Origin of the sequence: Pedobacter sp. ASV1-7 (genome assembly GCF_040203335.1) — a bacterium.
In the GTDB taxonomy this organism is placed as follows: domain Bacteria; phylum Bacteroidota; class Bacteroidia; order Sphingobacteriales; family Sphingobacteriaceae; genus Pedobacter.
The window spans coordinates 210,601-223,160 of sequence record NZ_JBEHBV010000006.1 but is presented as its reverse complement, the minus strand read 5'-3'; the positions used below and the strand labels follow the sequence as shown (position 1 = coordinate 223,160).

At 39.0% G+C, this 12,560-nt stretch carries 6 protein-coding genes; all 6 read left to right on the top strand.

What is annotated here, in order from left to right; translation table 11 throughout:
* Positions 1 to 21 precede the first annotated feature (21 nt).
* The 6 genes from ABDJ41_RS15320 (at position 22) to ABDJ41_RS15295 (ending at position 12,558) form a co-directional block, all read left to right on the top strand.
* Positions 22 to 1,731: an FAD-dependent oxidoreductase gene (locus ABDJ41_RS15320; protein ID WP_349786948.1), complete on the top strand. Its 1,710-nt coding sequence runs from the start codon at positions 22 to 24 to the stop codon at positions 1,729 to 1,731.
* The gene (locus ABDJ41_RS15315) at positions 1,728 to 3,707 is read left to right on the top strand and encodes a ligand-binding sensor domain-containing protein (protein ID WP_349786947.1); all 1,980 of its coding nucleotides are present in this window, start codon (positions 1,728 to 1,730) and stop codon (positions 3,705 to 3,707) included. Before ABDJ41_RS15320 ends, ABDJ41_RS15315 begins: the two co-directional genes overlap by 4 nt.
* Positions 3,708 to 3,728: 21 nt before the next feature.
* Positions 3,729 to 4,661, top strand: a complete 933-nt coding sequence (locus ABDJ41_RS15310; RefSeq protein ID WP_349786946.1) for a phosphodiester glycosidase family protein — start codon at positions 3,729 to 3,731, stop codon at positions 4,659 to 4,661.
* A 94-nt stretch (positions 4,662 to 4,755) separates the two neighbouring features.
* A complete protein-coding gene (locus ABDJ41_RS15305; RefSeq protein WP_349786945.1) occupies positions 4,756 to 7,755 on the top strand; it encodes a SusC/RagA family TonB-linked outer membrane protein in 3,000 nt (999 codons plus the stop codon).
* An 11-nt stretch (positions 7,756 to 7,766) separates the two neighbouring features.
* Complete coding sequence (locus ABDJ41_RS15300; protein WP_349786944.1) at positions 7,767 to 9,464, top strand: RagB/SusD family nutrient uptake outer membrane protein; 1,698 nt, start codon at positions 7,767 to 7,769, stop codon at positions 9,462 to 9,464.
* A gap of 19 nt (positions 9,465 to 9,483) precedes the next feature.
* The gene (locus ABDJ41_RS15295; protein ID WP_349786943.1) at positions 9,484 to 12,558 is read left to right on the top strand and encodes a SusC/RagA family TonB-linked outer membrane protein; all 3,075 of its coding nucleotides are present in this window, start codon (positions 9,484 to 9,486) and stop codon (positions 12,556 to 12,558) included.
* Positions 12,559 to 12,560: the final 2 nt, after the last annotated feature.

The window sequence follows — 12,560 nt, the reverse complement described above, 5'->3', positions numbered from 1 at the left end:
AATAGATTAAGATAATTGATAATGAAGCGTAGAAATTTTTTAAGCCTCCTTGGTGTTTCGGCAACTGCCGGTGTAATTGGAGTTCCAACAACAGCTTTGGCTGAAGTGGAAAAGACAACTCTAAAAAATGGTGATGAGCAGCTAAAAGCTGATGTAGTGATAGCAGGTGGAGGCCTGGGTGGATTTGCAGCTGCAATGTCATCGCTTAGAAATAAGCAGACGGTAGTTTTAACTGAAGAAACAGATTGGATTGGTGGTCAGTTAACCCAACAAGGGGTACCACCGGATGAGCATGGTTGGATTGAAACACATGGCGCAACGCAAATGTATCGTGATTTCAGAAATGCCATCAGAGAGTATTATAAAAAGAACTATCCTTTAGTAGATTCAGCGAAGAATAATCCTTTGCTGAATCCAGGGGATGGATCTGTATCTAAATTATGCCATGAGCCAAGGGTAGCACTAGCCATAATGAATGATATGCTTGCTCCTTATATCAGCTCTGGTAAATTGGTTTTATTAACAGAACATAAGATTACCAAGGCAGCAGTCAATGGAGTAAAAGTACAATCGTTAACGGCAAAATCTATACGTACTGGTCGTTTGATTACACTTACAGCTCCCTATTTTGTAGATGCTACTGAAATGGGTGATATATTGCCATTGACAGGTACAGAACATATCACAGGTACGGAATCTAAAAAGCAAACCAATGAGCTACATGCGCCAGAGGTTGCTAATCCAAATAACAATCAGGCATTTACAGTTTGCTTTGCTATTGATTATGTTCCTGGTGGAAATTATGTAATTGATAAACCGAAAGATTACGATTTCTGGAGTAATCATGTTCCAAAATTGACCCCACCATGGGCAGGTAAATTATTGGAATTACATTATTCAGATCCTAAAACTTTGAAACCTAAACGACTTGGATTTAATCCTGATGGAAGTAAAACAGGGGCAATGTTGAACTTATGGAATTACCGTAAGATCATCAATAAAGATAATTTTGTTACTGGTACTTATACAGGTGACATCACCATCGTAAACTGGCCACAGAATGATTACATGTTGGGTAATTTAATTGGTGCTTCTGAAAAGGAGTTCAATAAGCATGTTAATGGAGCAAAGCAGTTGAGCTTATCATTATTGTACTGGCTGCAAACTGAAGCTCCACGTGAAGATGGGGGCAAAGGTTATCCTGGAGTAAGGCTGCGTAAGGATATTATGGGTACTGAGGATGGATTAGCTAAATATCCATATATCCGCGAATCAAGAAGGATAAAAGCGATGTTTACCATTTTGGAAGAACATGTGGGCAAGCAAAATAGGGCGATGGTAGCTAAACCTACTGAAAAGAATATTGCAGCTCCTTTTTATGACAGTGTAGGAACGGGCTATTACCATATCGATCTGCATCCAAGTTGTGATCAGGTAAACTATGTAGATTTTGATTCACTCAGATTTCAAATTCCATTAGGTGCTTTGCTACCCGTAAGAATGGAAAACATTCTACCTGCAAATAAGAACATTGGTACTACACACATTACCAATGGTTGTTACAGATTACATCCGGTTGAATGGAGCATAGGTGAGGCAGTGGGCCTGCTGATCCGTTTTGCCAGAGAGAAAAATGTAATACCAAGAGAAGTAAGAAATAATAAACAGTTGCTAAGTGGTTTTCAGGATTATGTTAGGTCACAAGGGATTGAAACAGCGTGGCCTAAATGAGAAATACAATAAATAAAATGATTTGTGTGGTTTTGTTTGTAACCAGCTTTACTTCGGTAAGGCTGGTTCAGGCACAGTCGGCAAATATTGAAGGTAAGTTTACCAACCTTGGGGTACAATTAACTTCTGCCAATTTACAGGCAAATTTGTTTGTGCAAGGGGCTGATGGTAAGGAATATGCTTATGCAGTAGTTAGAGGGAAACCTGGTCATCTAATAGGTTACGATATGGAATTGAAAACTGTGGTGGCCGACATAGAAATTAAAACAGCCGATGGTGCTATGGATATGGCGGCATCAACTGATCATTGGTTATACATTGGAGCCTCTAACGGGCATTTATATCGCACAAGACCAGGTAGTCAGCAAATTGAAGATCTGGGTCGTGCTTTGCCGGAAACTGCTGAAATTATGGAAATGACCGCTGGTAGCGATGGGGAGGTTTTTGGTGGTACTTATCCTACAGGGAAAGTGTTTCGTTATCATCCAAAAGATGGTTTCTCGGATGTTGGAAAGGGTAGAATGATAGCCAGTGAAAACTATGTAAGAAGCATTGCTTACCAGCATAAAACGGGTACAGTATATGCTGGTGTTGGTTCTCACGCTCATCTGGTAGCAGTTGATGTTAAAACTGGTAAGAAAGAAGAAATGCTTCCGGAGAAGTATTGGAACCAGGAGTTTATTTATTACATGGGCGTAGCAGAAGGATTGGATGGTGGCGACAGATTACTTGCCTGGTTAACGAGTACCAAGGAACGTAAAACATTGGTTTATAACTTGTCGACCCGTAAAATTGAACAAATCATAGAATCACTTGACGCCAATGCAATCGTTAAATCCTTAAATTCTAACCAGGTTTATTTTACATCCATGGGTAAATTGTATAAAAATGACCTGACTAAAATCGGGGAGAAATCTGTACTTCTGGGTAGCTGTAATGAAGCTAAAGATATGAGATGGGGCAAAGATGGTCGTTTACATATCCTTACTAAATACGGGGAAATAAGAAAGTATGATCCGCAAACCAGTCAATTTATTGAAGATAAGATAAAGGTTAGTCCGCAACCTTATGGTATTCAAACAATGATAACAGGTCCAGACGGTAAAATTTGGTCTAGTGGTTATCTATTTGGTGGTAATGCCGTTTATGACCCGGTAACGATGAAATCAAAACAGTATGGCGGACTTGGTCAGGCCGAAGGAATGGTTAATTATAAGAATAGCATTTATTTTGGGATTTATCCGAAGGCCAGATTCTATGAATACGATACCGATAAAGCATGGGATGCAAAAGGAATAAACCCTCGTATGGTCGGAGCTGCAGATGAGCAGGACAGGCCTTTTGCAACTGCTGCATTAACCGATAAGGAACAAGTATATTTTGGCACTATTTCAGGCTACGGTAAACTTGGTGGTGCCTTGGTTTCATACGATGTGAAGTCAGGTAAAGTCGAAACTTTTAAAGATGTGGTAAAAGATCATTCGGTAGCCAGTTTGTATTATGACAAGAGAACTGTATGGGCTGGGACAACCATATTTGGAGGTTTAGGTGCAGTGCCTACTCAAAAGGAAGCTAAATTGTTTGCCTGGGATCCGGATAAAAAATCTAAGCTTTTTGAATTTGTTCCTGTGCCGGGAACAATGGCTATCACCTGTTTAACAAATGGTCCGGATGGTAAAATATGGGGGCTAGCTGACGGAGTGATATTTATATTTAATCCAAAGAGCCGTAAAGTAGAAAAAACACATAAGCTTTTTGATATTCCGAAAAACCCAACACACATCTGGAGAGTTGGATTCCTGACGCTTCATCCTTCTGGCATAATTTACGGTACCGCTAACGGTGACTTTTTTAGCGTGCATCCCAAGACCATGAAAGTAACTGTGTTGAAAAAAGGAGTTGGATTACTTGCAGTGGATGCTGCGGGAATATTGTATATGAGGGATTCGGAAAATCTCTGGAGTTATAAACCTTAATTTTAAACTAAAAAAGAGTGTATGAGCATGAAAAATTACTTTAATCTAATGTTTTGCTTTTTCCTGATCGTTCTAATGGGGGCTTGCGCTAAGGAAGAACAGGGGGATGCAGCAGATCTGACTCCAGATCTTGTAAAACTCAGTTATGGCGAAATGATTAAACAAAATACAGATTTTATAAAATCGATTGTTTCTGAGGTAGTCCATAATGACTACGAAGGGATGGAAGAGGTTCATCTAAAGTTCCTGAACAAAAATGATCAGCCTCTATCTATGATTCTGCTGAATGTTAATCTGAATTCAACTGGACTGAATATAGCAGTTACTACGCCAAATAACGGACCTGAGGTAAATAGTTTACAACGTTTATCGGCCATGATTACAGCCAAAAATGCTGGCCATACGGATAAAAGAGTTATTGCAGGTGTAAATGGCGACTTCTTTGATTTTACACCAGCATCACCGCTTGGTCCAGTTCATATGGATGGACTTCAGATCAGGACTTCAATGAGTACTGGTTATAAGTTTTTTGGCCGGGTAGATAATGGTAATTACGTATTAGGTAATTATGATTTTTACCAGGCATATAAGAGCAGAATGCAGGAAGTTGTTGGAGGAAGATATCATCTGGTTGAAAATGGAAACCTGGTGCCTCAGACACTCCCGGAAATAAATCCAAGAACTGGTGTAGCTGCTGTAGATTTTAAAAAGGTAATGATTGTTGTGGTTGACGGTCGTGATGATGCACTTTCTGTCGGAATTTCTCTTACTGATTTTGGAAAGTTGTTTAAAGCCCTTGGTGCTAAAGATGCAATATGCTTAGATGGGGGAGGCTCAACTGAAATGATCATTAGGAATAAAACAAACGGACAATACGAGGTTAAGAACAAATTATCTGACGGCGCAGAGCGTGCAATTGCCAACGGATTGGTCGTAATGCAAAGTACCAGGTAGGAGGCGTTTTAATAAAACTACCCTTATACCAGAACCAACCAAGCCTATACCAAAAAACTAAACCAAACACTAAACCAAACCAATTATAGACTGTATGAAAAAAAACTACTTAGGACTTAATGTCTTTAGGGCATTATTGTTTTTGCTGTTCATAATAGCCCGGCCAGGGGATCTTTGGGCACAGCAGCTAACTGTTTCTGGGACAGTTAAATCGGCTGCTTTTAACTTGCCAATTCCTAAAGTAAAGGTATCTGCTGCGGGACAAAAGACGAGTGTAATTACAGACGAGCAGGGTAAGTTCACTATTTCTACTTCAAAGGGATCATCATTAACATTTTCCCTAAGTGGCTTCATTAGCAGTAAAGTGGAATTGAATGAGCAAAAAGAACTTCAGATAGTTTTATTTGATAATCCCCTTGGTCCTGATACAACTTACAGTACCTTGTTTGGAAATCCACAAAAAAGAAAGCTTTCTGTATCAGGTGCTTCAGAAATATATACCAATGAATTGGAGCAAACAAACTCCAGGTCGACTGCCGGGCTTTTGGTAGGCAGACTTCCTGGTTTGTTCGGTAACCAGGCTTCTGGCGAGCCGGGTGGTGATAACGTTACCCTTAGCTTAAGAGGTGCAAGCCCATTAGTAATGGTAGATGGAACACCTCAGAGTTTTGGAGCCATTAATCCGGAGCAAATTGAATCTATTACTCTGATGAAAGATGCTTTATCAAGTGTAATGATGGGCAACCGATCATCAAATGGAATATTATATATTACAACTAAAAAAGGTAGAGAAGAAGTACAACGTATATCCTTTAAGGTGCAGTCTGGTATGCAGCAGCCCTTGAAACTGCCGAATTTTTTAAATGCTTATAACTATGGTGTATTGTATAATGAGGCCAGAACAAATGCGGGTTTACAACCTACATATTCTCAGGAAGCGCTTGCTGCCTATAAAAATAATACAGATCCATTAAAATATCCCAATGTAAACTGGTATGATGAAGTGTTAAAAAAGCATAGCACTTTCAGTAGGTACGATCTTGCAGTTTCGGGAGGTGGTAAAATATCAAGGTATTTTGTGAATCTGGATTATATGGATCAGGGTGGTTTACTAAAAACTTCAGATGCAAATACTTATAATACCAATGCTGATTTTAGAAGATATGGTTTCCGTACAAATGTAAGTATAGATCTTACCAGCATATTGACAGCAACAGTTAATCTGAGCGCACAGATTCAAAATGGAAATGAGCCAGGCTCTACAGTGCCAACCATTTTTTCGAACATAATGAAAACGCCTAATAATGCTTATCCGGTAAGGAATGCAGACGGCTCGTATGGTGGAAATGATAATTATACTTCAAATATTTTAGGACAAACTATTAGTTCTGGCTATAGACCTTATACACAATCAGAATATAAAGCAGATCTGAGTTTAAAAGCAGATTTGAAAATGGTAACCCCTGGTTTATGGGCCAGGGCAACAGCTGCTTACAAAAGTTATTTGTTAGAGAATATTACGCGAACCAAGACATTTGAAGTGTTTAAAATGTCGCTCAATGCCATAGGCGATACAACTTATACCAGAAGTGGTCCTGTAGCAACCGCTATGGTAAATCAAGGTGGAGTAGGCTCGCGTTACCGTATGATCTATTCGGAGTTAGCTATGGGTTATGACAGAGATTTTGGTGCTCATGGCATTAATGTACTCTTTAATGCAAGTAATGATAATGTGCAGAGTGGTAATACTTTGGCAGACAACTACAGAGGTATTGCTGGTAGGGTGGCTTATAACTTTGAGGAAAAATACCTTGCTGAACTTGCTTTTGGATACAATGGTGTAGAACGTTATCCTACAAATAAACGTTACGGGTTTTTTCCGGCATTTGGCTTAGGCTGGAATCTTTCAGAAGAAGATTTTCTAAAAGATGTAAACTGGCTTAGTCAGCTCAAATTACGTGCAACCTATGGCCTTACTGGTAATGCCAATGCAGGCTATTTTGTATACAACCAATACTATGTTCTAGGTACTTCTTACAATATAGCTAATACACCTACTAATGCCCAAGGTATTGCACAAGGGGCATCAAATATTCCTGCCAATACGTTGATTACATGGGAAAAGGCTAAGAAATTAAATGCTGGTGTAGACCTTGGTTTACTTGATCATAGGTTAACGCTAAAGGCTGATTATTTTGTGCATAATTTTTACGATTTACTACAGGCTCCAGGAACCAGATCAGCCATATTTGGGGGTACTTATCCAAGTTTAAATATTGGTAAAATTAAACGGTCAGGTGCAGAGTTTCAATTGCTTTATCAAGACAAAGCAGGATCGGTAAATTACTTTATACAGCCTAATTTAACAGTACTTAAAAGTATTAATGTGTTTAGTGATGAGCTACAGCCTAATTATGAATGGCAAAAAAGAACGGGTTTACCTGTAGGACAGCCATTTGGTTATATAGCAGAAGGATTGTTTCAAACTAATGCGGAAGCGGCTGCTAGTTCTACTGTAGTAGGGTATAGTCCACAGGCTGGTGATATTAAATACAGAGATCTGAATAATGATGGTATAATAGATGCTAATGATGTTACAGCCATTGGTCATCAGAAGCCACTGATGTATTACGGACTTACCTTTGGTTTTAATGTAAAAGGTTTTGACCTGAATGCCTTGTTGCAAGGGGTTGAAAACAGACAAATATGGTATACTGGCAACTTTGTTTGGGAATTTGAAAATAACGGTAGATCACAGGCATTTGTCCATCATTTAAACAGGTGGACACCAGAGAATGCTGCAAATGCAACTTATCCGCGTTTAACCATTGGTACAAACATCAACAATCAGGCTAATTCTTCGTACTGGCTAAGATCTGGAGATTATTTCCGTATTAAAAGTTTAGAAGTTGGATATACAATTCCTTCTTCATTGACTCAGAAAATTGGTCTGGCTACAGCTAGGGTCTTTTTTAACGGAACAAATCTGTTTACTGGTTCTGATATGAATGCTTTGGATCTTGATCCGGAAGTGTATTCTGGTGGCTATCCAATGCCCAGAATTCTATCAGCAGGTATCAATGTTAAATTTTAATCGCTAACGAAATGAAAAGATTTATATACTTAAGCCTTTTAGCTGGTTTTCTGTTTAGTCAGATGAGTTGTTCAAAAATGGACCCCGAGAAAGAACCTCTGGACGAATATACAGAGGATTATATTTTCGATCCTAATGACCCTGCGGGTACATTAGCAATTCAGTTCTTAAATAATGTTTATACGCATTTGCCTGACGGCTTTAACCGTATAGGTAACGACATGCTGGATGCGGCAACGGATGATGCTATGCCATCGAGAGATAATAGTAGCATTGATGTTTTAAGAGCAGGTAGATTGAGCAGTGTGGTATCAAACCCAGATGGAGTTTGGAATGATCAGTATCTGGGCATCAGAAAAGCCAACATATTCCTGTCTAAAATAGATATTGTTCCGCTAACAGATGAGGTTAAAAACAATTGGAAAGCTGATGCGCGTTTTTTACGTGCCATGTTTTACTTTGAATTGGTAAAGCGATATGGTGGGGTACCTATTGTAGGTGACACCGTTTTTAATATAGGGGATAGGGTAGAGCCTAAACGCAATACTTTTGAAGAATGTGTTAATTATATTGTGAGTGAATGTGATGCCATTAAAGATATTGCCAGAAAAGATCCTGTAAGTATTACGGATTGGGGAAGGGTATCAAAAGGCATTGTGCTAACGCTAAAAGCCAAAATTCTGAATTATGCAGCCAGCTACTTGTACAATGGAGGGAATATTGCTTTAAATGACGGCAATCCTGCAAATGATGCATTACAAGGCTACCTAAATTTTGATGCTACAAGATGGGAAAAAGCAGCGCAAGCGGCTAAGGATGTGATGGATTTAGGTATCTATGATTTAGAGAATAACAATAATCTATTTATAGAACGTAGAAACAAAGAGGTGATTTTCTCTTACCTCAGGCCAACTAATCGTGATATTCCATTGTTAAATGGACCGATAGGTTTCAATACTGCTACTACAAAAGGACAGGGATTAACTAGTCCAACGCAGAACTTTATAGATGCCTTTCCTATGATTAGTGGAAAGCCAATTACAGACGCTTCTTATAATGAGAATAATCCTTATGCATCAAGAGACCCTCGTATGGATAAGGCGATTCTTTATAATGGACTAAGATGGTTAAACAGGCCTGTAGAAACTTTTGAAGGAGGACTTGATAAACCTAATATAACCAATTTGGTGCAAACTAAAACAGGTTATTATACCCGTAAATTCACAGCTCATTTTAACAACTCTGCAGAGTATAGTCTGCAGCATCTAAACTTTAATATCTTCCGCTATGCTGATGTTATGCTAATGTATGCAGAAGCACTGAATGAGTTTAATGCAGCACCGCCTGCAGATGTTTATCAGCAACTTAAAAGTATCCGGACAAGAGCAGGAATACAGGCTGCAAGTAATTATGGAATCCCTGTTACAATGACTAAAGAGGAAGCCCGATCTTTTATCAGGAATGAGCGCCGAATAGAACTTTTTCTGGAAGAGCAGCGCTACTGGGATGTACGCAGATGGAAAATTGCAGAACAGGAATTTAATAAAGACCTGGAGGGTATGAAGATCACTAAGGTAGGCTCCACTTTTACTTATCAGCGATTTATAGCCGGCAAAATTGTATTCAATAATCCACGGATGTACATGTACCCAATTCCTAACAGCGAAGTGCTAAAGAATAAAAACATGGTTCAGAATTCAGGCTGGTAATTATTTAAGAGAAACAACGATGAAAAAATATACAATTTTAGTTTTCATATGTATCGTTTGTATAGCTACGGCTTATGGCCAGCAACGAAAGATAACAGGTACGGTAGTTGACCAGACCGGCCCTTTACCGGGGGCCATGGTTATTGAGAAGGATGTAACCTCTAATGGTGACGCCACCACTAATAGCGGTTCCTTCTCTCTTACATTGAAAGGTAGTACACAGACTATTATAGTTAAAATGGTTGGTTATCTGACACAAGAAATAAATATGGCCGGGAAAAGTAATGTCAATGTTAAACTAATGCAGGATACCAAAGGATTGGAAGAGGTTGTGGTGGTTGGTTTTGGTACCAAAAGTAAAATCACCAATACAGGTGCAATCAGTCAGATTTCAGGTGCAGAAATTCGTCAGAATCCATCAGCCAGTATTCAGAATACATTAATGGGCAGACTACCTGGCTTTACCAGTCAGCAACGTAGCGGACAACCCGGTAGTGATGCAGCTGGTTTTAGCATCAGGGGTGCAAACAGTTATTTAGGTGCAGTTACTCCATTGGTAATTGTGGATGATGTAGAATATCCCTTGGCATTGAGTGATCTTGATGCAGATCAGATAGAGAGTGTCACTATCTTAAAAGATGCATCTACTCTTGCTGTTTATGGTGTAAAAGGTGCAAATGGTGTGGTGCTGATTACAACAAGGAGGGGACAGATGGGGAAACCTCAGATTAGTTTCAGGTCGGAAGCAGGAGTACAGGCACCTACAGTTCCATTGAAGTTTTTAAACTCTTACGAGACAGCTTTATTGGCAAATCAGGCAGCATCAAATGTGAATAGTACTACCATGCCTTTTTCGGATGAAGCTCTTACAGCTTTTAGATATGGAACTGATCCTTATGGTTATCCAGATGTGGATTGGTCTGAAACCATATTGAAAAAATATTCCACACAAATTAGAAATAACCTGAATATCTCTGGAGGAACTGAAAAAGCAAAGTATTTCGTAACTGTTGGTCAGTTGTACCAAAATGGGATTATGAAAGACTTTAGTACGGAAGCGTCTGAGTTTAATTCTAATTACTATTATAAAAGATATAATTTTCGTTCCAACATCGATATTAAGGCAACTAAGGATATTACCATAAGCGTAGACCTATCAGGTTATACAGGTGAACAGAACAATCCTTGGTTAAGAGGGACCTCTAACAACCCTTTTTTTGAGTTGAACGACTATATGAGGTTACCGCCATTTGCTTATCCGGTTTACAATCCAGATGGCTCTTATGGAGGAAATAATTCAGCTCAATTGGCAAGATTAGCTTATAATGTTGTGGGTAGGATGACTCACATGGGATACCAAAGAAAGTATAGCAATGGTATTATGGCTAACATTTCAGGAAAGGTGGATTTATCTTCTATAACCAAAGGTCTAACATTAAAAGGCGTTTTTGGTTATAGTACTGCACATGGTTATAACCGTAATTTAACAAGACAAGCCTTTCCGTCTTTTGTTTATGATTCTAAAACTGATTCCTATTCGCCATTTGATCCAGCAACTATTAGAATGCCTAAATTAGATTTAGAGTATACCTCAGATGACATGATTAAACGCATGAATATGCAGGGGAGTGTAAATTACGACCGCACATTTGGAGAAAAGCATCACGTTTACGGTCTGGTACTTACCAATTTCTATGCTAATGAAGCGGGTGAGAATCCCCCTACAAATTTTAGAGGATATAGTTTTAGGACAGGCTATGATTTTAATAAGAAGTATATCGCTGAGTTTACAGCAGGGTATAATGGAACAGATAAGTTCTTGAATGCGAATCGCTATGCGCTGTTTCCGGCCGGATCAATTGGATGGAATGTATCTGAAGAACCATTCTTTAAGAATACATTCAAATTTATTGACCTGTTTAAGATCAGGGCTTCTTATGGACTTTTAGGTAATGATGATGTGGGTTTGTCAAGCTATGCTTTCGAACAGATTTATACCCGTACCACAGGTGCTTATTCTTTTGGCGAATCTGCAGGGAGCACAACGCCTAATGGAGCCAGGTTAAATGAAGGAGTACTTGAAAATTTAAATGTACGTTGGGAATTGGAACGTTCTGCGAATTTGGGTGTAGACCTGAATGCTTTTAAAGGGAAATTTAAAATATCTGCAGATATATTTGAACGCTATCGCTATGATATTTTAAGAGCGAGACAAAGTATTCCTGTGTACTCGGGTGTAGCTTTTCCTATCTCTAATAATGCAAGTTTAAAGATGAGAGGGATGGAGATTGATGCTACTTATAGAGATAGAATTGGTCAACTGGATTTCTCTGTGAATGGAAACGTTTCTATTTCTGAGAGTACAATTGTAAAAGCAGATGAAGCTACTCCAATTGTGCCGTGGCAGGCCCAAACAGGTGGATCACTCGGTCGCCCTTTAGGGTATTTGTATGACGGTTTTTATAAAGATGCAGCAGATGTGGCGAATAGTCCGAAGCCAGTTGGAGTGGCAGTTGCACCGGGAGATTTGAAATATATTGATCTGGATGGAGATGGGGTGATTGATCAGAAAGATAGAACCCGACTTCAATATTCTAATATGCCGAATACCATTTATGGGGTAAACCTGGGCCTTTCCTATAAAGGATTTAGTATGGCGCTGACCTTACAGGCAGCAACTAATTTTGCGATAAGAGCCATTTCTACTCAGATTGTGCCATTTGTGTCTAACCTTCGTGAAATACATCAAAATGCTTGGACACCTGAAAATCAGAATGCAGAACTTCCACGATTAATGCCAAGCTGGATAGGCACAGTGAATGATCCAAATACCTTCCTTTCTGATTTCTGGAATAAGCGAGGTGATTATCTGAGAATAAAAAGTGCTGAGATTTCTTATAATATTCCAAAGGAATGGGCTAGAGGTATTCATTTAAATGGTATAAGGATTTATGCAAATGGGAATAATCTATATACCTGGATGCTTGTAGATAAAAATATCTATAATCTGGACCCCGAAAGTGCACCTGCATCAGGTATACAGGCTTATCCACAGCAAAAGATATTCAATTTAGGGCTACAGGTTACATTTTAATT